Genomic DNA, 23,094 nt, shown 5'->3' on the forward strand with positions numbered 1-23,094 from the left:
TCCAGGCGATCAGTCGCTGAAATCAACCGAGTCCGGCTCCACGTCGAGGCTCTTGAGCACCTCTTCCAACGCCTCCATCATCGGCGGCGGACCGCACAGGTAAAAGCGCTTGTCGAGGTCGGGCACAAGATCCTTCAGAAGATCCGCGTCGATCTCGCCGTGATGGGTCCCGGCCGTGTCCTCCCTGGACAGAACATGCTCCACTTTCAAGCCGTCCATCGCGTCCAGTTCGTCCCGGTAGATGATGTCCTCCGATGTCTTGTTGGCGAAGATCAGCAGGTTTCCGGCCAGCTTGCCCTCTTTGTCGAGATGGCGGAAAATCGCCATGAACGGCGTGATGCCCGCGCCGCCGGCGATGAACACGCCCGGCTCTTCGTAGCGGAAGGTCTTGAACGGCTCGGCCAGCAGCAGACTGTCGCCTTCGTTGAGCTGATGCAGCTTCTCGGTGACGCCGTCATGCTCCGGATAGCCCTTGATGGTGAACTCAAGCGACTTTTCCTCCGGCAGGGAGGTCATCGTGAACGGCCGCGTCTCCTCGCGCCAGCCGTCCCGGTCGAGTGCGATCTCCGTCGCATCGCCGACCGTATAGTTGAACGCCTCCGGCTCCGCGATCCGGAACCGCTTCACGTCATGGGTGACCTGATCGATCTTCAGGATGGTGGTCTTGTGCATGGCTGTCTCCTTCGTGTCTTGGAAAGACAACGCGAGGGGAGAGGAGGGGTTCCGGCGGACGCATGCGGCAGGCGGGAAGAACGTCCGGAGCGCAAGGCAGCCGCCCGCGCCCGACGGCATTCGTCCGTATGCCCAAAGCGCCGCCCCACTCACCGTGTCGTCCCGGCTTCAGAGCCGGTCCTTCGCCGCCTCGGGACCTTGAGCCAAATCCTGGAACCTTTGCCCCACCATCAACGCCGCGACCCGCTATCATCACCCCATCCCGAGCGCCGTCCCCGCCTCCGCGCGGGGACCTACTCGTTTCCAGAGCGATGAAGATGTCCACGGAGCGTTCGGTTCGGGAAGTGTCCAGAGCCGATGTCTTCGGCAAGCGGTGACGCCAATGGAACCCGGCTCGGGGCCGGGAAGGCACTGGGGGAGGGGCATCGAACAAATCGGCATGTCGGACGAAGCGTTGCTGGTGGTGTGGACGGCAACGTTGACTCAGATTGTGAGCGGCCTTGAGGTGTCCCGTGCCATCCAGTCCACCCGGCCCGGTCCGTCCGGCCCTCCGCTAAGGCTCCGGGCGTTCGTTGCTTGAAACGCCAGATCGTTGGCGTTTCATTTGCCGAAGGCAAAACGCGCCTCACTCTTCGTTGAGCATCTCCAGCTCCAGCCACTGCTCTTCCGCAGCGTCCTTTTCCCTTGCCAGATCAGTGATTTGGCTGGAAAGCTTCGCAAATTTGTCAGGGTTCTTCGAAAAAAGGGTCGGGTCGTTCATGTCGGCCTGAAGTTTTTCAAGCTGTGCTTCAATTTTTTCGATCTGTTCAGGCAATGTCTTAAGCAGATGCCGCTGCGTGAAGGAGAGTTTTGATTTCTGCTCCGGCTTTTGCTTCGAATTGCTTGTCGGGGCGGCTTTTTCCTTTTTTGCCGGAGTGCCCGATCCGTCCGCCTTGCGGGCGGTCACGCCTTCTCCGCGCTGCACCAGCATGTCGGAATAGCCGCCGGCATATTCGCGCCACAGGCCGTCTCCTTCCGAGACGATGACGGAGGTTGCCACACGGTCGAGGAAGTCGCGATCGTGGGAGACGATCAGGGCGGTGCCCGGATAGTCGGCCAGGAGTTCCTGCAGCAGGTCGAGGGTCTCCAGGTCGAGATCGTTGGTCGGCTCGTCGAGCACCATCAGGTTGGATCTGTTGGCGAGCGCGCGGGCGAGCATGGCACGGGCGCGTTCGCCGCCGGACAGGACGCCGACCGGGGTGCGCGCCTGTTCGGGCGAGAACAGGAAGTCCTTCATGTAGGACATGACGTGCTTGGCCTCGTCGCCGATCACCACCGTGTCACCGCCGCCGCCGGTCAGCACCGAGGCCAGAGTGTCGGTGAGATCGAGGTTCTCGCGCTTCTGGTCGAGGGTGACCATCTCCAGGTTGGTGCCCAGCCGGGTGGTGCCGCAGTCAGGGGCGAGTTCACCGGTCAGCATTTTCAGAAGCGTGGTCTTGCCGGCGCCGTTCGGACCGACGAAGCCGATCCGGTCGCCGCGCTGGATGCGGGTCGAGAAATCCTCGACGATCACCCGGTCGCCGTAGTTCTTGGAGATGTTCTTCGCCTCGATGACCAGCTTGCCGGAGGCCTCGCCCTCGGCGGCAGCGAGCTTGGCGGTGCCTTGCGGGCCGCGATGCTCGCGCTTCTGCTTTCTCAGGTCCGCCAGTTCGCGCACCCGGCGCATGTTGCGCTTGCGCCGCGCGGTCACGCCATAGGTGATCCAGTGCTCCTCGCGCTTGATCTTCTGCGCCAGCTTCTGCTGGTCGACTTCCTCCTGCTCGAAGACCTCGTCGCGCCAGGCCTCGAAATGGGCGAAGCCCTTGTCGAGACGGCGGGCGGTGCCCCGGTCGATCCAGACCGTCGCGCGGGACAGGTTTTCCAGAAAGCGCCGGTCGTGGGAGATCAGCACCAGCGCCGACTTCAGGCTTTTCAGCTCCTCTTCCAGCCATTCGATGGCCGGCAGGTCGAGGTGGTTGGTCGGCTCGTCGAGCAGCAGGATGTCAGGCTCGGGGGCAAGAGTGCGGGCCAGCGCCGCACGGCGTGCCTCGCCGCCGGACAGCGCATTGGGGTCTTCCGCGCCGGTCAGGCCGAGCACGTCCAGAAGATAGGCACCGCGATAGGGATCGTCGCCTTCCGTCAGGCCTTCATTGACATAGTCGAGCGTAGTCGCATAGGCGCTCAGGTCCGGATCCTGGGGCAGATAGCGGACCGTGCGGCCGGGCTGAAAGAAACGCTCGCCGCTGTCCATCTCGATCATGCCGGCGGCGATCTTCAAGAGCGTCGACTTGCCGGAGCCGTTGCGGCCGACCAGGCACAGCCGGTCGCCTTCCGACACGGACAGGTCCGCGCCCGTCAGAAGCGGGGTGCCGCCGAAGGTCAGGTGGACGTCTCGCAGGATCAGGAGGGGCGGGGCCATGGGTGCCTTGAGGGTTCTTTTCGGAAGGACGATCGGCGCCCGGTTTACTGGCCGGACAGGGGCCGCGCAAGCGGCCCGGTGAAAAAGGTCAGGCATTTTTGATCGCCGCCCGCGAGATTCTTGCCGGCAAATCGGCTATAGTCGCCCGCGGGTGGACAGGGCCGATCACAAGGGCGCAGCCTTCGGGCTGCCGGGAGAACGCATCATGTCTGACTGGAAGCTTGGCCCCCATGTCGGCGGGCTGGTCCGCCGGGGCCGTAAAATCTGTCTTTCCCTGGCGGTCCTGGTGGCCGCGGCGTCACTTGCAGCTGCCGTGGTGCCGGGAAGCGCCCGCGCACAAGGCATCTATGTCGGTGGCAGCGGTTTCGGCTTTTCATTCGGCACCCGCGGCTATCGTGGGCACCGGGGATCTTTCTTTTACGGCGCACCCGGATTTGCCGGACCTCCGTACCGGCCCTATGGCGCACCCTACCATTATCACCCCTACGACATGCGCGCCTATCCCTACCGCTCCAGGGTCTATGTCAATCCGCCGCGCGGCCGCCCGCCTCTCGGACAACCCCAGCGTGTCCCCTATACCAAGACCGGCCTGGCACCGTTCACGCCCCGGTGGTACGCCTATTGCTCCCGCAAATTCAAATCCTTCAACCCGGATACGGGCACCTATCTGGCCTATAGTGGAAAATTTCGCTTCTGCCGCTAGATTTGAAATGAAATTTCGCATCAGGTGATTATCCGAGGCAACCGATGGCCGAAACTCCGGAATATTTTTCCTGTTGGAATTGCCAGTTCGCAAAAATATCGCCTATTTGCGGTCAAAGATGAAACGTGCCGTCGGGAGACGGTTGATTGCGCGCATAGAGCGTGGAATCGTGTCTGTCATCGTTCCTGATGTTTCAACAATAACCGAGAGGGGAGAGCGAAATGATCAAGTCCATGCGCGTGACAGCGCTGGCCGCTGCTTTGATGGCGGCCACATCACTGACCGCCGTTGCAGAGGTGGTCTATAATCGTGGCAACACGGCCGACCCGGAAACCCTGGATCAGCACAAGACCTCCACAATCTATGAGGCGCATATCCTGCGCGATCTGTACGAAGGCCTGGTTTCCTACAGCGCCGAGGGCAAGATCATTCCGGGCGTCGCAGCCGACTGGACCATTTCCGAAGACGGCACCGTCTACACCTTCACGCTGCGCGACGATGCCAGGTGGTCCAACGGCGACCCGGTCGTTGCCGGCGACTTCGAATATTCCCTGCACCGCATCATGACACCGGAGACCGGCGCGAAATATGCGACTGTCCTGTATCCGATCAAGAATGCGGAAAAGGTCAACAAGGGCGAATTGAAGCCGGAAGACCTCGGCGTCAAGGCGATCAACGACCGGACGCTCGAGATCACCCTGGAGCAGCCGACGCCCTTTTTCATCGATCTTCTGGGACATCAGACCGGCCTGCCCGTGCATCCGGCAACTGTCGAAGCCAAGGGCACCGATTTCATAAAGCCGGAAAACATCGTCACCAACGGCGCTTTCACCCTGACGGAGTTCATTCCGAACGCCCACATCAAGGCGGTCAAGAACCCGCATTTTCATGATGCGGACAATGTGAAGATCGACACCATCCTGTACCATCCGACGGAAGACCGCGGTGCGGCCATGCGCCGGTTCCAGGCCGGTGAACTGCACACCAACAACGATGCGCCGACCGAGCAGGTCGACTTCATGCGTGAGAACCTGGGCGACCAGTTCCGCGTGGCGCCTTATCTGGGCACCTACTATTACGCCCTGAACCATGAGGACGAAGGCCTGTCCAACCCGGATGTGCGCCAGGCTCTCTCCATGTCCATCGACCGGGAATTCCTGGCCGACGAAATCTGGGGCTCCACCATGGTGGCCGGCTATTCCTTCGTTCCGCCGGGCATCGGCAACTACGGCGATCCGGCTTTTGCCGACTACAAGGACATGTCCCAGATCGACCGTGAAGACAAGGCGATCGAACTTTTGGAAGGCGCGGGCTACGGGCCGGACAATCCGCTCAAGCTGACCATCAACTACAACACCTCGGAAAATCACAAGAACACGGCTGTCGCGATCGCCGACATGTGGGCCCCGCTCGGTGTTGAAGTTTCGATGATCAACACCGACACCAAGACCCACTACGCCATGCTGCGGGACCGTCAGGACTTCGACGTCGCCCGGGCCGGCTGGATCGGCGACTATTCCGATCCGCAGAACTTCCTGTTCATGGTCGAAAGCGACAATGACGGCTTCAACTATGCTCGCTACAACAATCCGGACTACGACGCCCTGATGGACAAGGCTGCCGCCACCATCGATCTGGAGGAGCGTGCCGATGTTCTGAAACAGGCCGAAGAGCTGTTCATGCGGGATCTGCCGTTCATCCCGCTGATGTACTACGGTTCGATGAACCTGGTGTCCGACAAGGTCGGCGGCTTTGAGGACAACCTCCTCAACATCCATCCGAGCCGCTGGATCAGCATCTCCGAATAGTCTTCAAACTCCGGAACCGGCAGGGTGCATCCTGCCGGTTCCGGCAAGGCGGCAATCGAAGACCGCTGAAAAACAACAGGGGCAAAGCCTATGCATCGCTATGTGCTCGGTCGATTGCTTGGTGCAATCCCGACCCTCTTTCTGATTGTCACGATTTCCTTTTTCCTGATCCGGATCGCGCCCGGCGGCCCGTTCGACCTTGAGCGGCCTCTCGAAGCCAAGGTCATGGAAAACCTGAACAAGATCTATCATCTCGACGAGCCGCTCTGGAACCAGTACCTGCTTTATCTGAAAAGCATCGCGCAGCTCGATTTCGGACCGAGTTTCTACTACCGCGATTTCACGATCAACGAACTGTTCGCGCAGTCCCTGCCCATTTCCATCCAGCTTGGTCTGACCGCGCTTTGCCTCGCGCTGGTCGTCGGCGGTGTGCTCGGCATCGCCGCCGCGCTCCGCCAGAACCGTCCGGCGGATTATTCGGTGATGGCGGCCGCGACCCTGGGTGTGACCGTTCCGAATTTCGTGGTGGCACCGATCCTCACCCTGATCCTCGGTGTCTGGCTGGGCTGGCTGCCGGTCGGCGGCTGGAACGGAGGGGCCTTCGTCAACGTCATCCTGCCGGTGGTGACCCTGGCCTTGCCGCAGATTGCGGTGGTCGCGCGGCTGACCCGCGGCTCGATGATCGAGGCTCTGCGGTCAAATCATGTCCGCACGGCCCGGGCCTACGGCCTGACCTCATACATGATCATCGTCGTTCATGCGCTCAGAGGCGCGATCCTGCCGGTGGTCTCCTATCTGGGACCGGCGGCCGCCGCGCTGTTGACCGGCTCCGTGGTCATCGAGACCATCTTCGGCATTCCGGGCATCGGCCGCTACTTCGTGCAGGGCGCGCTCAACCGCGATTATACGCTGGTGATGGGGACTGTCGTGGTGGTCGCCTGTTTCGTCATCCTGTTCAATCTCATCGTGGATCTGCTCTATGCGTTGCTTGATCCGCGCGTGCGCTACGATTGAGGAGGAACCGACCCATGACCATGACACTCTCCTCGAACGAAACACCCGCGAAGGGCCGGTCCCTCTGGGACGATGCCCGTGACCGCCTGCTTGCCAACCGCGCGGCGGTTGCCTCCATGATCGTTCTGGCGGTGATCACGCTGCTGTCGATCCTGGGCCCCAGCCTGTCGCCGCATGATTTCGACACCGTCTACCGTGACTACGTCAAGGTGCCTGCCAGTCTTGAAGCCTATCCGCGCGCCGACCAGGTCGAACCCGGCTTCATGGCCGTCCTGAAACGCGCCCGCATGAATGTGGACAGCTATGAGCGGGACGGCGACACCGTCATTGCGCAGATCAGCTCCCGACGGGAAATCGATCCGCGCACCACCCGCTATGTCGACCGCAGCGATCTGTTCACCAACGCGGAACTGACCGATATGTCAGCCGACGGCAAGTCGGCGATCATGCGGGCCGAAATCGACAAGATGCATTTTTACTTCGGCACCGACTCCAACGGCCGGGACATGATGACCCGGACCTTCATCGCCGGCCGCGTGTCCCTGACGATCGGTCTTCTGGCCACCATCGTGGCGATCTCCATCGGCGTCCTCTACGGCGCCACCTCCGGCTATCTCGGCGGGCGGGTCGACCAGATGATGATGCGTGTGGTCGACGTGCTCTATTCGCTGCCCTTCATCTTCTTCGTGATCATGCTGGTGGTGTTCTTCGGCAGGAACTTCATCCTGATGTTCATCGCCGTCGGCGCGGTCGAATGGCTGGACATGGCCCGCATCGTGCGCGGCCAGACCCTGACCATCAAGCACCAGGAATATGTTCAGGCTGCGGAAGCCATGGGCGTTGGCGACGGCGGCATCGTGCGCCGCCACATCATTCCCAACACGCTCGGGCCGGTGGTTGTCTACATGACACTGCTGGTGCCCAAGGTCATTCTGCTGGAAAGCTTCCTGTCGTTCCTGGGCCTTGGCATCCAGGAGCCGATGACGAGCTGGGGCGTGCTGATCTCGGAAGGCGCGCGCAATCTGCAAGGGGCGGCCTGGATGCTGATCTTCCCGTCGATTTTCCTGACATCCACGCTGTTTGCGCTGAATTTCGTCGGCGACGGGCTGCGCGATGCTCTGGATCCGAAGGACCGATAGGGAGATGACAATGACCCGGGATTCCCAAACGACGGTCCTCTCCATCGAGGATCTGATCGTCGACTTCGAAACGGCCACCGGCACGGTCAACGCCGTTCGCGGCGTCGACATCCATGTCCAGGCCGGCGAGACCGTTGCGGTGGTCGGCGAGAGCGGCTCCGGAAAGAGCCAGACCATGATGGCGGCCATGGGCCTGCTGGCGTCCAACGGGCGCACCCAAGGGCAGGTCGTCTATGAGGGCCGCAACATCCTCGGGCTGGCTGCCGGCCAGCTGAACGGGGTCCGCGGCGCCCGGATCACGATGATCTTCCAGGAGCCGATGACCTCGCTCGATCCGCTCTACACCATCGGCCGGCAATTGGCCGAACCGATGGTCGTTCACGGCGGCCTGTCCTGGAAGGCCGCCAGGGCAAAAGCGCTCGATCTGCTCCGGCTCGTGAACATTCCCGAGCCGGAGCGCAAGATCAAGGCCTATCCATACGAGCTCTCCGGCGGCCAGCGCCAGCGCGTGATGATCGCGATGGCCTTGTCCAACGATCCCGATGTCCTGATCGCCGACGAACCGACCACCGCGCTGGACGTCACCACGCAGGCCCAGATCCTCGATCTGCTCGCCGAGTTGCAGACACGTCTCGGCATGGCGGTGATCTTCATCACCCATGATCTCGGCATCGTCCGCCGCATCGCCGACCGGGTCTATGTCATGAAAAGCGGGGAAGTGGTGGAAAGCGGCGAGACCGGCCAGATTTTCAACCAGCCGGAGCATCCCTATACGAAAATGTTGCTGGATGCCGAACCGACCGGCCACAAGCTGCCGGTTGCCGACAGCGCGCCGGTCGTTCTGGAAGCGCAGAAGGTTTCGGTCGAATTCGAACTCGATTCCGGCTTCTTCACGTCGAAGCATGTTCTGCGCGCTGTCGACGACATCAGTTTCTCGCTGCGCAAGGGCCAGACCCTCGGCATCGTCGGCGAGAGCGGCTCGGGCAAGTCAACCCTGGGCCGGGCGGTCCTGAACCTGCTGCCGGCCGGCGGGCGCGTGGTGTTTCATGGCAGGCAGATCTCCGGCATGGACAGGACGGCCATGCGGGCGCTGCGCAAGGACATGCAGTTGATCTTCCAGGACCCGTTTGGCTCGCTCAGCCCGCGCATGACCGTCGGCCAGATCATTTCGGAAGGTCTCCTGGTCCACGAACCGTCGCTGTCGGCAAGGGACCGGGACGCGCGCGCCTGTCAGGCGCTGGAAGAGGTTTCCCTGGATCCGGCCATGCGCAACCGCTATCCGCACGAGTTCTCGGGTGGTCAGCGTCAGCGGATCGCCATCGCCCGCACAATGGTGCTGAAACCGGAGCTGGTCGTTCTGGACGAGCCGACTTCCGCGCTCGACCGCACCATCCAGAAGCAGGTGGTCGAGCTGTTGCGTGACCTGCAAAAGGCGCATGACCTGACCTATCTGTTCATCAGCCACGACCTTGCGGTGGTCCGGGCCCTCTCCGACACGGTGATGGTGATGCAGCGCGGCAAGGTGGTCGAGGCCGGAACAGCGGACGTGATTTTCGAGGCGCCGAAACACGATTACACCAGGGAATTGATCGACGCGGCAATGCTGACACGGCAGCAGATGACGCAAAACGCCTGATCCGGGAAACGGGTCTTCGGACGGCCACAAGGATCATGCGGGAACCGGCCCGCCTGCGCCCAGATGAACCTGGCTCCTGCAAAGGATCTGAACAGCCCGGAGCTGGCCCCGGTCAGTGTCCGGCCAGGTCCGCCGGGGCGACGAAGTTTGTTTCGACCTGGTCGAGCAGCCGCTGCATATCGGTCCCGTAATATTGCGGTGCCAGCAGAATGGCGCTGGACAGGATATGCGACCGCAGAGCGGCGAGGGCCGCTTCCGTATCGCGCTCGGCCAGAGCGTCGAGCATGATCAGGTGGGGTGTCACGCTGGGACGCGCCCAGGAGGCGTCCGGCCGGGGTGTCGACAGCAGTATCCGCTGCAGGATCATGAAGGTTCTGACCAGCATCGGCTCCAGAACCGGCATGCGTGCGATCTCGAAAAGCCTCAAGTGAAATTTTATGTCCACCGACGCGCAGCCGAAGACATCTCTTTGCTTGCGGCAGAACTCGAACTGGTTGTCGAGCTCGTGGAGCTGCTCAAGTTCGTTGTCGGTTATGAATTTCACGGCTTCGGCAACGCCGGTGGATTCAATGCTCACGCGCAATTTCAGCATCAGCCGGGCTTCGGTCCAGCTCGGATCCGTGACGAAGGTGCCCTGGTAACCCCGCCGTACGACCAGGCCGTATTCCTGAAGCAGCATCAGGGCTTCGCGGATCGTGCTTTGCGAGCAGCCGTATTCCTGCGCGAGCGCCTGTTCCGTGATCGGGCTTTCGGAAGTCATTTCGCCAGTCAGGATCTGCCGTTTGAGATCCTGGTAGACCGCATCCGATTTTCGGGCGCGCTTGCCGCTTTTGATGCCTTCCGGATGCGAACCCCTGTCCGCGACGAGTGATATGCTCACGTTGTTGCCCCCCCACTGGCCTCGACCTGGAATGGCAACGCGTTTCGGGATCGCGGCCCGTGTCGCTCACGGGCTTTCATCCGGGATCCTATGCACCTGATCTCCCGCGCGCGAAAGACCAGCCGATGGGGCGTGCCAATCCTTCGTAGTCCTCTGCCGGTCCTGTCGTCTGCCTGTATCTTTTCCCTGCTCAAGGCCGGGTTCTGCTTGCACAGTTCAGAAGTCGGTGCCGGTCTGCGAATTCAGACGACTGCGAATAATAACAATAAATACATTGTTTCGGTCTCGCGAAGCAAATGCAATCGCATAGTTGTTGGCTTTGGTAACAAAATTGCGAGACCTGCCGCATTGGCCGGCCCGGATGACAAAGTTCGCTCAGGACGTTGCCTTGTCCAAGGCCGCGATCCAGTTCCGCCAGGCAATCTTTTCCAGGAGACCGGCCGTGAACCCGCGCGCCTCGAAGGTCTCCATCAGCCGGCCGAGCCCGGTGACGTCACCAAGATCCCGTGGAACCATGCAGCCGTCGAAATCGGACCCGAGCGCGACATTGTCTTCGCCGAGCCGGTCGACCAGATAGGCCGCATGATCCGCCATCACGTCGAGGGACGTGTCTCGGCTGAACCTGCCATCCGGCCGCAGAAAGGCAACGTGAAAATTGATGCCGACCAGGCCATCGCTCTCCTTGATGGCGTCCAGTTGCCTGTCGGTGAGATTGCGGCTGCTGGCACAAATGGCATGGACATTGGAGTGGCTGGCCACGATGGGCCGGTCGGTGATTCGCGCCAGGTCCCAGAAGCCCTTTTCGTTCAGGTGAGAGACGTCGAGCAGTATCCCGAGCCGGTTGCACGCGCGCACGAGGTCCCGGCCGGCGTCAGACAGGCCCGGACCGATGTCGGGCGTGGAAGGGCAGGCCATGGGAACCCCGTATCCGAAAACGTTTTCGCGGCTCCAGACCGGCCCCAGGGAGCGCAGGCCCCGGCGGTGGAGATCCTCCAGCGCATAGAAATTGGTGTCGATGGCTTCCGCGCCTTCGATATGAAGGCTGATCGCCAGCCTGTCAGCTTCGATCGCAGCCCTGTTCTCCTCCGCCGTCCGGCAGAGGACCACCGACCCTCCGGAGTCCGCCGCGATCTGCTCGGCGCGATCGATCAGCCTGTTGGTGAAGTCCAGGGCCTGTTTCTGCGGGACCGCCCGAAAGTTGACCGGATCCTTCGGATCGAACGATTTGGCGAAATCCTGCTCCGGGTTGGACGGCACGAACATGGCGAAGAGACCGCCGGCGAACCCGGCTTCCTCCGCGCGCACCCGGTCGACATGACCCTTGTCCGAGCGCTCGAAAAAACTGCGCTCCTGGCCTTTTATGGCTTCGATCTCGAGCTTCAGAAGCGTGTCGTTGTGACCGTCAAAAACGGGAAAGGGTGATTTGGCAGCGGTGTTCGGCACGGAGGGACCTTCGTTTTGGGTAGTGGCATTGCGTAATCTAGGCATTCATTCGACGAATGTAAGCTACCTTGGCGAATGTGACTTGCAACTGCCGAAAAGCTGGCCCAAGAAGAACCCGGCATATTTCGGAGGTCCCATGAAGCCTTTCAATTTGTTGACCGGGAACGAGACTTTGCAGGAGCGCGGCGTCCTGGATCGCCGCGGATTTCTGACCGGCAGTCTGGTGCTGAGCGCTGCGGCGCTCGCGGGCTGCCAGTCGGCCGCTCTGGTGGGGCTGCCCGACCAGGATGAGCTGCCGGGCGAGGAATTCGACTATGCGGCTGCCTACGCCGCACGGCCGGACGGTGACTTCACATGGCCGGCAATCAATTACAAGAAATTCGACCAGCAGTATCTGCGGCAGGTTGTGGAGTACAAGACCCGCGAGCGGCCCGGGACGATCGTCGTCGATCCCTACAATAATTTCCTTTATTGGACCCTGGGCAACAAGAAGGCGCTGCGCTACGGCATCGGTGTCGGCAGGGCCGGCTTTGCCTGGTCCGGCGAGGCGCTGATCCGCGTCAAGCGTCCGCATCCGATCTGGAGGCCTCCCCGCGAAATGATTGCCCGCAAGCCGTCGCTGGAGCGCTACTGGGTAAAAGGCTACCCGGCAGGCCTCAGAAATCCGCTCGGCGCGCGCGCGATGGACCTGTGGCAAGGCGCCACCGATACGCTCTACCGCATCCACGGCACCAACCAGCCGAACTCGATCGGCAAGAGCGTTTCCTCCGGCTGCATTCGCATGTGGCAGCAGGACGTGATCGACCTGTTCAACCGGGTGCCGCTCAGAACCAAGGTTGTTGTTCTGACCAAGGATCCGGACGCCGAAGCCTGAGGGACCCAAGCATTTGAAAAGGCGGCTCACTGACGGTGAGCCACCTCAGCTTGTTGACAGGTTCCCAATTGGTCATTCCGGACAAGTGCGGCGAAGCTGCGCGCTGATCCGGAACCTGGCGCATCAGCGCGAGCGAAGGCGAGCACCGGAGCAATTCAAACATCTGAAATCATTATCAAAGGCGCGCCTGCAGCGCGCAGTAATCTCTGGGCTCCTGCTCTGGCCATGCAGCTGCGCTGCAGACCGGCCGGAATGACTTACGTGAGTTTGTCAGCAGTCTGAGGCGGTTCAGACCGCCCGTGCCAGGGCCACGTCGTGAAACACGGCGGTGAAATGGCACACGGCCGCGGCCAGCACGAAAGCATGCCAGATCGCGTTCTGGAACGGCAGGCGTTTCCAGGCGTAGAATGCGGTGCCGACTGTGTAGAGCAGGCCGCCCGCAAGGATCATCTGGAAACCGAAGGCCGAGGCCTTCTCGATCAGCGGATTGATCGCGAACACGACGACCCAGCCGAGGGCGAGGTAGATCGGCACGGACAGCTTGTCGAGTCCGGTCAGGTGCAGCAGCTTGATGATGGCCCCGGTCACGGCGCCCGTCCAGACGACCGCAAGCAGGATGCCTCCGGTCCAGCCGCCGATGATCATGGCGGCCAGCGGCGTGTAGGTTCCAGCGATCATCAGGAAGATGGCCGCGTGATCGAGACGCCGGAAAATGCCGGTCTTGTGGTCGCGCGCGAACATGTTGTAGAGCGCGGAGCACACCAGCATGGTCATCAGGCAGGCCGCGTAGATCATCACCGTGACCTGGCGCGGGGCATCGCCGCTGTTCCAGAGTGTGGCCGCGAGAATGATCGATGCGGTCAGTCCGAGGCCGATCCCGATCACGTGAATGGCGCCATCGGCAATGAACTCCGCGAGTGTCAGCGGCCGGGGCGCCGGTGTCTGCAGTGTCGTTTCGGGTTTGCTGCGCATGGTGTGCTCTGGTGGTCTCACATTGAAGGTTGACTTGAGGGCCTTCCGGCAGGGCCGCCCCTGCCTCGGGCCTACAGGAAGCCTATCAAATAAGGAAGGGCTATGGTTGTCGCATGTCCGGCCAGCGCGTTGCTGTCAAAATGCACTCCCGTTCGCCCCAGCATACCAGCGCCATCGGGCAACAGGATCGCGGAAGCGCAATTATCCCCGAAAACGTATCCGGTCATAAAGATGAATACGCTTCGTCTCCCGGAACCGTCCGCACTCGATATTCAGCCCAGGTGGTTGTCTGCGCACGCCGTCGCGAGACCGCGGGACGCTGCTGCTGCGGCAATCCGCCCAGTGCGTATTTCCGCGAACCGGCGCACAGTACCCAAACAGGATCGGTGCCAAAACAGGATCGGCGGAGTGCCCCATGAGCAAGAGCGAAGAACTGCCGGCGAAAAGCCTCCTCAATGCGTATGTCGCGCGGGGAGACTATCTGGATGTGTTTTCCGTGTCGCTCCAAGGGCGAACGGATCTTCAGACCGCCGACATGCGCGTTCTGGCCGACCATATGCTCAATGCGGATATCGGCTGGATGACCTCGTTGATTGCCTTGCGCGACAAGCTGGTCGCTCCCCTCGGCCTGAAGACAACGTCAGACCTTGCCCGCGACCAGCGGGCCGCGCCGCTCACCGACAGGCAGCCCGGAGACCGGATCGGGTTCTTCCGGATCTATGACATGCGCGAGCACGAGATTGTTCTGGGCGAGGATGACCGGCATCAGGATTTCCGCCTGTCGCTGTTCCGGCAGGCGGGCGACCGGCCCCGGCTCTTCGCGGCGACCTGTTGCAAGCGGCACAATGTCTTCGGTTATCTCTACCTTGCGCTGATCCTTCCGTTTCACCGGAAGTTGGCCACCACGTTGCTGGACACGGCGGTCCGGTCACCGCTCGGGGGTCAGATGGCCGGTCTTGCGCCATAGGCGCGCGCCATGCGAGGTGTTGACCGTCTGCCGGCTTCCCGGCGGCAGACGCAGCCAGGTGCCCTGGCCGTAATGGCCGTCAAGGTCCTCGAAGCTGCCCTCGACGACAAAATACTCGACGCCGCCCGGAAAGTCCTGCATGTCGAAGCTGGCTCCGCGCTCCCAGTCGAGCATGACAACTTCCTCGTCCGGACGCACATGCAGCGGCAGGATGCTCTCGCCGGGCCGGCCGACCTGCCAGCCGGTTGGGTCGAGCGTATTGACGCGCACGAAAGCCTTGTCGTCCGGGTGCATCTGCCGCAACTTGACCAGGATGACGGCGCCCGGATCGCTGGCAGGCACATGGCTCGAGCCTGGTGGGTTGCGCACATACATGCCTTTGGCAAAGTCGCCGCTCTCGTCGGAAAAGACTCCGTCCAGCACCAGAAACTCCTCGCCAAGGTCATGGCCGTGGGCGGAAAAGGCGGAGCCGGGAGCGTATCTGACGAGCGAGGTCGCGCGGGCGACTTCCTCACCGTCGCGCTCAAGCATGCGCCGTTCCACGCCGGCAATCGGGGAAGGAATCCAGTCGAGCGCAGCGCTGTCGACGACGGCTTTTTCCGAAAGATCGGCATGTATCTTCATTCTGGTCACCCACTTATTGCTCTCCCGATCAAATGGGGCCGAAGGCCGCACTTGGAAAGGGGACCTGAAAGCCTTATACCAACCTCAACAAATAAGAACCCGTCTGACCGTGTCTGGAGACTGTTCAGCAAGAAGCAGGTTGCAGGGCGATATGGGTTATCGTCCAAGACCTTCGACGCCGCGGAACAGTCTCCAGACACGTCCTTCGGTGGCCTGTTCCAGCCCGCCGGACGGCGTTGCACCGCATGAACGGCAAATAGGAACAGTGCCATCAGATGGCGTCTTATTTGTTGAGGTTGGTATTATGACCGGCGAACCATGTTTTGCCGCATAGCGCGGGACAGGACAACCGGCCGGCCAGGCGTTGCAAAGCGGTGGAATGCAGGGAAAACGCCAGTTGGATCCGTTCCCGGCTTTGCATGGTGCACGGAATCGTGCTGACTACCGCACTGCATGAAAACAGGGAACGGAGGCTTCGCGGCGCTGTCGGGGCTGTACGAAAAGTGGTCGTATGACGGTTCAGATCGATATCGGTGAAATGGCGGGTGGCGCGCGGGCCGGACTTGACCTTGAGGAACTGCTGGCAACGCGGCTACTGGTTCAGGGCAATTCCGGATCGGGCAAATCGCATTTGCTGCGGCGGCTGCTGGAACAGTCGGCGAGCTGGGTACAGCAGGCGATCATCGACCCCGAAGGTGATTTCGTCTCGCTCGCGGACAAGTTCGGTCATGTGGTCGTGGATGCCGTCGGCACGGAAAAGGACCTGCAGATGATCGCGGCCCGCGTGCGCCAGCACCGGGTCTCCGTCATTCTCAATCTGGAAGGTCTTGATGCCGACCGCCAGATGAAAGCCGCTGCCACCTTCCTGGACGGCCTTTTCGATGCCGACCGGGATCTCTGGTATCCGATGGTTGTCGTTGTCGACGAAGCGCAGTTGTTTGCCCCTGCGGCGGCCGGTGAGGTCACCGAAGAGGCGCGGCGGCGGTCCCTCGGTGCCATGACCAATCTCATGTGCCGCGGCCGCAAGCGCGGCCTTGCCGGTGTCATCGCCACACAGCGGCTGGCAAAGCTGGCCAAGAATGTCGCCGCCGAAGCGTCCAATTTCCTGATGGGCCGGACCTTTCTGGACATCGACATGGCCAGGGCCGCGGATCTGCTGGGCATGGAACGGCGGCAGGCGGAAAGTTTCCGCAATCTCGACAGGGGGCATTTCATCGCGCTGGGGCCGGCCATGTCGCGCCGTCCGGTGCCGGTGAAGATCGGTCCGGTGGAAACCGCGGGCCGGGGCGGCGTCCACAAGCTGATGCCCTTGCCGGAACAGCCCAAGGAAGAAGCCAAGGATCTCATCTTCACACCGGGCGCCGGCGAGGTGCAGCCGGTGCGCCAGCGTTTCGCCGAGCCGGTCGTCTCCACCGGCGAGGTTCTGGATCGGCTGACCAGCGCGGAACGGGCCGGCGCGGAGGAGGTTCCGCCGGCCGAGAGCCTGCTCGACTTCGGCGAGCGTGAGGAAAAGATCGCGGAAATCATTGCGGGCATTCTGGAGGAGGAGGACGCTGCCTTCCAGCCGATTGCCTCGCTCTATCAGGATTTCCAGGTCCGTTGCCGGATCGCCAAGCTTCCAGGCGGTGCACCGGATCTTCAATCCTTCCGCGAAAAGCTCTCGGTAGCGCGGGCCGGGGTCGAGAAAGGCGAAATGGACGACGGCGCCTGGGCGCAGGCCGAACTGATTGCGGCTGAACTGCCCGATGACATGCGCGGGGTCTACCTGCTTCTGGCCAAGGCCGCACTTGCAAAGGCGCCGTGCCCCGGAAACCTGGAAATCGCCACCGCCTACGGCACGCGCTCGCCGGGCCGGGCCCGCTGGCTCCTGAGCCACATGGAGGAACGCGGCTTTCTCGTCTGCGCGACGGACCTGCGCGGCAACCGCATCGTCACCCTGACCGATCTCGGCTGGCAGACTGCGCCGGGCGACGAGGCGGCGGCTTAGGGTACGAACTCATAAACTTGTGCATTCAGGCCGCATTGAAAAGGACTTCGGCCAGATCGCCGGCAAGGCGCGATACGCTGCGCCGGCGAACCGGTTTTCCTCGTCAAATCATCCGGACTGAGCGGAAACCGCTTCAGGTGGTCACGCCAGATTGCATGCGCCGCCGTATTTGACATCGGTCTTCACGGTTTTTCCGGCCTTGACCGACTTGGCAGGCACGCCGCAGACCTGATCCCATTTCTTGGTTTTGGCGTCGTAGAACTGGATATTGATTGCCGTCTGGCTGTAGAGCCGAATGGTCCGGCTGGTCGGGCTGGTGGCAGATGTCGCCGGCTGAAGCACGCCCAGAACCAGATGGCTGCCGTTGACCTGCTGGACCACCTGGATCTTCGAAGTCGTATTGTAGTTTTCGACCGTGATGTCGGTGGTCGGCGGACTGAAGGTCTTGAGGGTCAACAGGTCCGGCCAGCCTTTGGGGAGCGTTACTTCCGGGTTGCTGCCGAAGGAGGTCGGGGCGCTGGTGGGGTGGTTCGGCTGGCCAGCGGCGAAATATGGCGGGGTCGTGAAACACTCCTGAAAGACATTCGTGAGATCCGTGACCGATGTCTGGCTCGCCGGCGTCAAGGTGACCGACTTGCTACTCTCCGAGACCGTGTACAGGCCGTAGCCTGCGCCTTCATCCAGAAGCTGGAACGCAACCTGGCCCGACAGCTGGTCACGCAGGGCCGCCGTCTTGAAGACATGGGGCGCGATTTTCCAGTCGCGTGTCGGGCCCTCGATATCGCCGCTTTCCGACAGGAACACCGGCACCGGAAGCCTGGAGGCCTCTTCGGCCAGACCGTCATAGGCATTCAGTCCGCCGGGACCCTGGCCGCTTTCGTAGCGATAGCTGTTGATGCCGATGAAATCCGCACGGTCGGCTTCGTTCGTGCCGGCGGCATAATACTGTTGCAGGGTGTCGGTTCCGATGAGGCCCCGCTGATAGGCCTGCGGGTTGCTGTTGGTCCAGGACGATTGCGGGCCATCCTGCATCGCCATGCCGACAGGAATGGAACGGTACCCCTGGTTCTTGATGTGATGTTTCACGTCACGCACAAAGGACTTCATGGCCTGGGCCACGGTGCATTCGAGGCCGACCGTCAATTGCGCGATCTCGGCGTCGGTCTTGTCCGGGTGGGCTTTTTTCAGATTGGCAGCCTGCTGACCCGGAAAGTTCACTTCATTGCCCACGGAGAAGCAGAAAGTGTTGTCGTAAGCCTGAAATTCGTCGACCAGGCGGGCGGCATGAACGAATGTTGCCTGATCGTATGCGCCGGACATCTGGTGGACGGAGTTCTCGGCGCTGGCGAGGCCGACCATGACATAGATGCCATGAGCCTTCAGATGGTCCATGGCCTGCTTATGGCTGTAGTTCGGATTGAGGGCATAGACGCGAATACAGTTTATGTTCAGGTCGATGGCCTTGTCGAAAATGGCCTTCATGGTTGAAAAGTGATGGTCGGCAAGCACGTCGTCATATTTCAACGCGGTCACCGACGCGGCATCCACGGCGACGCCGCGGATCATGAACCGGTCTTCGGTGATGTTGCCGGGTGTCGGGCTGGGTGGATTTTGACTGGTGTACAGGAACTGTTTTCCCAGCACGTAGATCCATCGGGTCGCGGGTGGCATTGCAGGTACGGTCATGACTGGAAGCTCTCTACCTTAAGTAATCAATAGATGGAAATATAAACTAATAAGTGTAGATATGATTAAAACCATACATGGCATTTCAGACAGCGCTGCGAAGCCGGGCGGCGGCCCGCAGGCCAGTCCGGCTTCCAGCCGCGATGTACCGATTTGCTGCGCAGCGTGCGCGCCTTGCCCGGGCGGAAACGCCGGACTTGTGCCTGTCACTCTGTCTGGTGGTGGCCGACTGCAATTGCTCTGCGCCGGAGGCAGTCAGATCGCGGGCCGCATGCGCCGCTTGTTTCGCTCGGCAAGCTCCGGCTTGCCGGCAAGAAGATACTCAAGCTGCGACAGTTCCAGCGTGATGCCGTCGATCGTGCGCGTCAGTACGCTTTCCAGGTAACTTCCACCGGGTGACCGGTCGCGGATCGCACAGGCCCGGTCCCGCGCCTTGCGCAGGTAAAGCGCCATCATGCGCACGTCTCCGGGGGTGACATCCGTCGTCGGCACAGCACCTGCCAGCGGCGCGCACGCGCTCAGCACCGCGCGGGATTTCTCAAGTGTCGGAATTGCCGGACGCATTGGTCACCTCAAGAGTTCATGGTTTGTTCTTTTTACGCCAGCCTTCGCGGTGAGGCAAGTGCTCAAAATGCCGAAAGCGGATCCCGCGCATCCCCGGCACCGGAAATCCGGCTTGATCCACGCGAAATAAATGGTTACAGATGCAACTAATTTCATCTCCGAACCGGGAGGGAGCGTGATGGACCAGAGAACGGACAGCAGTGGAAAGCGGGCGGACACCGGACGGAACGGGCCCGATTCGGGTTACATGCCGGGCTTCGGCAACGATTTTGAAACCGAAGCTCTGCCCGGTGCGCTGCCCCAGGGCATGAACAGCCCCCAGAAATGCGCTTACGGACTTTACGGCGAACAGTTGTCGGGAACGGCATTTACCGCGCCGAGCCATCAGAATGAACGCACCTGGTGTTATCGCATCCGCCCCTCCGTCAAGCACACCGGCCGCTTCGAAAAGATCGATCTGCCTTATTGGCGCTCGGCGCCGGACATAGGCGAGGACGTCATTTCCCTCGGCCAGTACCGCTGGGACCCGGTGCCGCACTCCGACGAGGACCTGACCTGGCTGACCGGCATGCGCACCATGACCACGGCGGGAGACGTCAACACCCAGGTCGGCATGGCCAGCCACATCTACCTGGTCACGACGTCCATGGAGGACGCGTATTTCTTCTCCGCCGACAGCGAGTTGCTGGTGGTGCCGCAGGAGGGCATTCTCAGGTTCTGCACCGAGCTCGGCGTGATCGAGCTGGAGCCGAAGGAGATTGCAATCCTGCCGCGCGGCCTGGTCTACCGCGTCGAATGTGTCGAGGGCCCGGCCCGGGGCTTCGTCTGCGAGAACTACGGCCAGAAATTCGAACTGCCGGGCAGGGGCCCGATCGGCGCGAACTGCATGGCCAACCGCCGGGATTTCAAGACGCCGGTCGCCCGGTTCGAGGACAAGGAGACACCGTCGACGGTGACGGTGAAATGGTGCGGCCAGTTTCACGAAACGAAAATCGGCCATTCACCGCTGGATGTGGTTGCCTGGCACGGCAACTACGCGCCCTGCAAATACGATCTCAGGACCTACTGCCCGGTCGGATCGATCCTGTTCGATCATCCGGATCCGTCGATCTTCACCGTGCTGACGGCCCCGTCCGGCGTGCCGGGCACCGCCAATATCGACTTCGTGCTGTTCCGCGAACGCTGGATGGTGGCGGAAAACACTTTCCGGCCGCCCTGGTATCACAAGAACATCATGTCCGAGCTGATGGGCAACATCTATGGCCAGTACGATGCCAAGCCGCAGGGCTTCGTGCCCGGTGGCATGAGCCTGCACAACATGATGCTGCCCCACGGACCGGACAGGAACGCCTTTGAAGGTGCTTCCAATGCCGACCTGAAGGCCGAGAAGCTCGACAACACAATGTCCTTCATGTTCGAGACCCGGTTTCCCCAGCACCTGACAGGGTTTGCCGCCGGCAAGGCGCCGTTGCAGGACAATTACATTGACTGTTGGGACAGCCTGGAGAAAAAATTCGACGGAACGCCAGAGGGAAACTGGAATAAATGAGGCACAGCAGGCACGCAGAAGTCGCTGGTCGCTCACAAGGGAGCTGAAAAACAATGAAACTGGCAACGCTCAAGGATGGCAGCCGCGACGGCAAGCTTGTGGTGGTCAATGACAGGCTGACCTGGTGCACGGATGCGAGCCACATCGCGCCGACGTTGCAGGCCGCCCTTGACGCCTGGGACCAGGTGGCACCGAAACTGGAGCTGCTCTCCGAAAGCCTCTCTCACGAGGCGGTGCCGACGCTCCGGTTTCACGAGCATGACGTTCTGTCGCCGCTGCCGCGCGCCTACCAGTGGGCGGACGGCTCGGCCTATGTCAATCACGTCGAGCTGGTGCGCAAGGCCCGCGGTGCCAAGATGCCGGAGAGTTTCTGGACCGACCCGCTGATGTATCAGGGCGGGTCCGACACCTTCCTGGCGCCGCGCGATCCGATCGCCATGCGCGAGGAGGCCTGGGGCATCGACATGGAAGGCGAGATCGCGGTCGTCACCGGCGACGTGCCGATGGGGATCGGCGCGCAGGAGGCGCGCGAGGCCATCCGCCTGGTGCTGCTGGTCAACGATGTGTCCCTGCGCGGCCTGATCCCGGCGGAACTGGGCAAGGGCTTCGGCTTCTTCCAGTCCAAGCCGTCTTCCGCCTTCTCTCCGGTCGCGGTCACGCCCGATGAACTCGGCGATGCCTGGAAGGACGGAAAGCTGCATCTGCCGCTCAATGTCGACCTCAACGGCGATGCCTTCGGGCGCGCCGATGCCGGCATCGACATGACCTTCGATTTCGGCCAGCTCATTGCCCATGCCGCCAGAACCCGTCCCTTGAGCGCCGGCACCATCATCGGCTCCGGCACGGTCTCCAACAAGCTGGACGGCGGCCCGGGCAAGCCGGTCGCGGACGGCGGTGTCGGCTATTCCTGCATTGCCGAGATCCGCATGATCGAGACCATCGACACGGGTGCGGCGAAAACCCCGTTCCTGAAATTCGGCGACACGGTCCGCATTGAAATGCTCGATGCCGAAGGCCATTCGATCTTCGGGGCGATCGAGCAGACGGTGGAGAAAGCCGGAGGAGAGTAACTCTCGCAAGCGCGGGAAAGGGCTCTCGCGCCGATGCCCGAGGGTGCTCGAATGCCGTCCAGACAGTGCACCGTCAAGGAAACCCGGGCGAGACGCCCCAGGAGAACCAATGAGCAAACAATTCGCATCCGCCGGAGACATGGCCGAGAAGAAGATCTCCTTCACCGAGATCGGCCGCGACCTGTGGGCCTTCACCGCCGAGGGCGATCCGAACACCGGCGTGATCATCGGCGACGACAGCGTCATGATCGTCGAGGCCCAGGCGACCCCTGAACTCGCCAACAAGGTGATCGAGAAAGTCCGTTCCGTCACCGACAAGCCGATCAGCCACCTGGTGCTGACCCACTATCACGCCGTGCGCGTGCTGGGTGCCGCCGCCTACAAGGCGCCGACCGTGATCATGAGCCAGAAGGCCCGGTCCATGGTCGTGGAGCGCGGCGCGGAAGACCGGGAATCCGAATTCATGCGCTTCCCGCGTCTCTTCATGGGTTATGACAACGTCAACGACATCCCGCCGCTGACCTGGCCGACCACCACCTTCAACGACCGCATGACCGTCTACCTCGGCAAGCGGCGGGTGGATCTGCGTTTCCTCGGTCGCGCCCATACGGCCGGCGACATCGTCATCCATGTGCCGGACGAGAACGTCATGTTCACCGGTGACATCGTCGAATACCACTCGGCCTGCTACTGCGGCGACGGCCATTTCAACGACTGGCCGAAAACGCTGGAAGCGATCCGCTCCTTCGATGTGGAAGCCATCGCCCCGGGCCGCGGCGATGCTCTGGTCGGCACCGACATGGTCAATGCGGCGCTGGACGCCACCGCCGATTTTGTCCGCTCCACCTATGACCCCGTGGCACGGGTCGCCCGGCGCGGCGGGACCCTGAAGGAAGCCTGGGATGCTTGCCGGGCCGCCTGCGATCCGAAATTCAAGGACTACGCCATCTACGAACATTGTCTGCCGTTCAATGTCGCCCGCGCCTACGACGAGGCGCTCGACATCGACACGCCGCGCATCTGGACAGCGGAACGCGACGCGAAGATGTGGGCGGATCTGCAGAGCTAG

At 62.0% G+C, this 23,094-nt stretch carries 19 protein-coding genes; 11 read left to right on the plus strand and 8 right to left on the minus strand.

From position 1 onward, the window contains the following. Positions 1 to 9: 9 nt before the first annotated feature. Both WNZ15_RS19360 and WNZ15_RS19365 read right to left on the minus strand, forming a co-directional pair. Positions 10 to 672, minus strand: coding sequence for an FAD-binding oxidoreductase (locus WNZ15_RS19360; RefSeq protein WP_342894655.1), 663 nt, complete (start codon positions 670 to 672; stop codon positions 10 to 12). 625 nt (positions 673 to 1,297) lie between these two features. Beyond that, positions 1,298 to 3,109, minus strand: coding sequence for an ATP-binding cassette domain-containing protein (locus WNZ15_RS19365; RefSeq protein WP_342894656.1), 1,812 nt, complete (start codon positions 3,107 to 3,109; stop codon positions 1,298 to 1,300). Positions 3,110 to 3,314: 205 nt separating this feature from the next. Here WNZ15_RS19365 and WNZ15_RS19370 point away from each other — a divergent pair, with 205 nt between their 5' ends. From WNZ15_RS19370 to WNZ15_RS19390, 5 genes are all read left to right on the plus strand, one after another. Next, complete coding sequence (locus WNZ15_RS19370; RefSeq protein WP_342894657.1) at positions 3,315 to 3,812, plus strand: BA14K family protein; 498 nt, start codon at positions 3,315 to 3,317, stop codon at positions 3,810 to 3,812. A 221-nt stretch (positions 3,813 to 4,033) separates the two neighbouring features. Further along, on the plus strand, positions 4,034 to 5,620 hold the full coding sequence (locus WNZ15_RS19375; protein ID WP_342894658.1) for a peptide ABC transporter substrate-binding protein: 1,587 nt from the start codon (positions 4,034 to 4,036) through the stop codon (positions 5,618 to 5,620). A gap of 90 nt (positions 5,621 to 5,710) precedes the next feature. Beyond that, positions 5,711 to 6,634, plus strand: a complete 924-nt coding sequence (gene oppB, locus WNZ15_RS19380) for an oligopeptide ABC transporter permease OppB (protein ID WP_342894659.1) — start codon at positions 5,711 to 5,713, stop codon at positions 6,632 to 6,634. Positions 6,635 to 6,654: 20 nt separating this feature from the next. Continuing rightward, positions 6,655 to 7,773, plus strand: coding sequence for an ABC transporter permease subunit (locus WNZ15_RS19385; protein WP_342894699.1), 1,119 nt, complete (start codon positions 6,655 to 6,657; stop codon positions 7,771 to 7,773). Positions 7,774 to 7,783: 10 nt separating this feature from the next. After that, positions 7,784 to 9,409 (plus strand): ABC transporter ATP-binding protein, encoded by a 1,626-nt coding sequence (locus WNZ15_RS19390; RefSeq protein ID WP_342894660.1) that lies wholly within the window; start codon positions 7,784 to 7,786, stop codon positions 9,407 to 9,409. Positions 9,410 to 9,521: 112 nt separating this feature from the next. Here WNZ15_RS19390 and WNZ15_RS19395 read toward each other — a convergent pair whose 3' ends face one another. Together WNZ15_RS19395 and WNZ15_RS19400 are read right to left on the minus strand one after the other, a co-directional pair. Further along, entirely contained in the window at positions 9,522 to 10,289 is a 768-nt protein-coding gene (locus tag WNZ15_RS19395) for a GntR family transcriptional regulator (protein WP_342894661.1), read from the minus strand. A 375-nt stretch (positions 10,290 to 10,664) separates the two neighbouring features. Further along, the gene (locus WNZ15_RS19400) at positions 10,665 to 11,732 is read right to left on the minus strand and encodes a dipeptidase (protein WP_342894662.1); all 1,068 of its coding nucleotides are present in this window, start codon (positions 11,730 to 11,732) and stop codon (positions 10,665 to 10,667) included. 136 nt (positions 11,733 to 11,868) lie between these two features. Here WNZ15_RS19400 and WNZ15_RS19405 point away from each other — a divergent pair, with 136 nt between their 5' ends. Then, the gene (locus WNZ15_RS19405; RefSeq protein WP_342894663.1) at positions 11,869 to 12,606 is read left to right on the plus strand and encodes a L,D-transpeptidase; all 738 of its coding nucleotides are present in this window, start codon (positions 11,869 to 11,871) and stop codon (positions 12,604 to 12,606) included. A 288-nt stretch (positions 12,607 to 12,894) separates the two neighbouring features. On the opposite strand, the gene WNZ15_RS19410 is transcribed toward WNZ15_RS19405, so the two are convergent. Beyond that, entirely contained in the window at positions 12,895 to 13,578 is a 684-nt protein-coding gene (locus tag WNZ15_RS19410) for a hemolysin III family protein (protein WP_342894664.1), read from the minus strand. A gap of 415 nt (positions 13,579 to 13,993) precedes the next feature. Between WNZ15_RS19410 and WNZ15_RS19415 the strand changes: the two genes are divergently transcribed. Beyond that, positions 13,994 to 14,545: a DUF2867 domain-containing protein gene (locus tag WNZ15_RS19415; RefSeq protein WP_342894665.1), complete on the plus strand. Its 552-nt coding sequence runs from the start codon at positions 13,994 to 13,996 to the stop codon at positions 14,543 to 14,545. On the opposite strand, the gene WNZ15_RS19420 is transcribed toward WNZ15_RS19415, so the two are convergent. Continuing rightward, positions 14,507 to 15,169 (minus strand): cupin domain-containing protein, encoded by a 663-nt coding sequence (locus WNZ15_RS19420; RefSeq protein WP_342894666.1) that lies wholly within the window; start codon positions 15,167 to 15,169, stop codon positions 14,507 to 14,509. The two genes, WNZ15_RS19415 and WNZ15_RS19420, sit on opposite strands and share 39 nt — an antisense overlap. A 511-nt stretch (positions 15,170 to 15,680) precedes the next feature. Here WNZ15_RS19420 and WNZ15_RS19425 point away from each other — a divergent pair. Further along, complete coding sequence (locus WNZ15_RS19425) at positions 15,681 to 17,156, plus strand: ATP-binding protein (RefSeq protein WP_342894667.1); 1,476 nt, start codon at positions 15,681 to 15,683, stop codon at positions 17,154 to 17,156. Positions 17,157 to 17,297: 141 nt separating this feature from the next. Here WNZ15_RS19425 and WNZ15_RS19430 read toward each other — a convergent pair whose 3' ends face one another. Together WNZ15_RS19430 and WNZ15_RS19435 are read right to left on the minus strand one after the other, a co-directional pair. Then, entirely contained in the window at positions 17,298 to 18,842 is a 1,545-nt protein-coding gene (locus WNZ15_RS19430; protein WP_342894668.1) for a hypothetical protein, read from the minus strand. A 255-nt stretch (positions 18,843 to 19,097) separates the two neighbouring features. Further along, the gene (locus WNZ15_RS19435) at positions 19,098 to 19,406 is read right to left on the minus strand and encodes a hypothetical protein (protein WP_342894669.1); all 309 of its coding nucleotides are present in this window, start codon (positions 19,404 to 19,406) and stop codon (positions 19,098 to 19,100) included. Positions 19,407 to 19,584: 178 nt separating this feature from the next. Here WNZ15_RS19435 and hmgA point away from each other — a divergent pair, with 178 nt between their 5' ends. From hmgA to WNZ15_RS19450, 3 genes are all read left to right on the plus strand, one after another. Further along, positions 19,585 to 20,955 (plus strand): homogentisate 1,2-dioxygenase, encoded by a 1,371-nt coding sequence (gene hmgA, locus WNZ15_RS19440; protein WP_342894670.1) that lies wholly within the window; start codon positions 19,585 to 19,587, stop codon positions 20,953 to 20,955. A gap of 53 nt (positions 20,956 to 21,008) precedes the next feature. Next, positions 21,009 to 22,025: a fumarylacetoacetate hydrolase family protein gene (locus tag WNZ15_RS19445; protein ID WP_342894671.1), complete on the plus strand. Its 1,017-nt coding sequence runs from the start codon at positions 21,009 to 21,011 to the stop codon at positions 22,023 to 22,025. Positions 22,026 to 22,134: 109 nt separating this feature from the next. Then, the gene (locus tag WNZ15_RS19450) at positions 22,135 to 23,094 is read left to right on the plus strand and encodes an MBL fold metallo-hydrolase (protein WP_342894672.1); all 960 of its coding nucleotides are present in this window, start codon (positions 22,135 to 22,137) and stop codon (positions 23,092 to 23,094) included.

The sequence above is a fragment of the Roseibium sp. AS2 genome, assembly GCF_038900065.1.
In the GTDB taxonomy this organism is placed as follows: domain Bacteria; phylum Pseudomonadota; class Alphaproteobacteria; order Rhizobiales; family Stappiaceae; genus Roseibium.

Coding starts and splice junctions, on each gene's coding strand:
- WNZ15_RS19360 (WP_342894655.1), bottom strand. CDS start 672: ATGCACAAGACCACCATCCTGAAGATCGATCAGGTCACCCATGACGTG.
- WNZ15_RS19365 (WP_342894656.1), bottom strand. CDS start 3,109: ATGGCCCCGCCCCTCCTGATCCTGCGAGACGTCCACCTGACCTTCGGC.
- WNZ15_RS19370 (WP_342894657.1), top strand. CDS start 3,315: ATGTCTGACTGGAAGCTTGGCCCCCATGTCGGCGGGCTGGTCCGCCGG.
- WNZ15_RS19375 (WP_342894658.1), top strand. CDS start 4,034: ATGATCAAGTCCATGCGCGTGACAGCGCTGGCCGCTGCTTTGATGGCG.
- oppB (WP_342894659.1), top strand. CDS start 5,711: ATGCATCGCTATGTGCTCGGTCGATTGCTTGGTGCAATCCCGACCCTC.
- WNZ15_RS19385 (WP_342894699.1), top strand. CDS start 6,655: ATGACACTCTCCTCGAACGAAACACCCGCGAAGGGCCGGTCCCTCTGG.
- WNZ15_RS19390 (WP_342894660.1), top strand. CDS start 7,784: ATGACCCGGGATTCCCAAACGACGGTCCTCTCCATCGAGGATCTGATC.
- WNZ15_RS19405 (WP_342894663.1), top strand. CDS start 11,869: ATGAAGCCTTTCAATTTGTTGACCGGGAACGAGACTTTGCAGGAGCGC.
- WNZ15_RS19410 (WP_342894664.1), bottom strand. CDS start 13,578: ATGCGCAGCAAACCCGAAACGACACTGCAGACACCGGCGCCCCGGCCG.
- WNZ15_RS19415 (WP_342894665.1), top strand. CDS start 13,994: ATGAGCAAGAGCGAAGAACTGCCGGCGAAAAGCCTCCTCAATGCGTAT.
- WNZ15_RS19420 (WP_342894666.1), bottom strand. CDS start 15,169: ATGAAGATACATGCCGATCTTTCGGAAAAAGCCGTCGTCGACAGCGCT.
- WNZ15_RS19425 (WP_342894667.1), top strand. CDS start 15,681: ATGACGGTTCAGATCGATATCGGTGAAATGGCGGGTGGCGCGCGGGCC.
- WNZ15_RS19430 (WP_342894668.1), bottom strand. CDS start 18,842: ATGACCGTACCTGCAATGCCACCCGCGACCCGATGGATCTACGTGCTG.
- WNZ15_RS19435 (WP_342894669.1), bottom strand. CDS start 19,406: ATGCGTCCGGCAATTCCGACACTTGAGAAATCCCGCGCGGTGCTGAGC.
- hmgA (WP_342894670.1), top strand. CDS start 19,585: ATGGACCAGAGAACGGACAGCAGTGGAAAGCGGGCGGACACCGGACGG.
- WNZ15_RS19445 (WP_342894671.1), top strand. CDS start 21,009: ATGAAACTGGCAACGCTCAAGGATGGCAGCCGCGACGGCAAGCTTGTG.
- WNZ15_RS19450 (WP_342894672.1), top strand. CDS start 22,135: ATGAGCAAACAATTCGCATCCGCCGGAGACATGGCCGAGAAGAAGATC.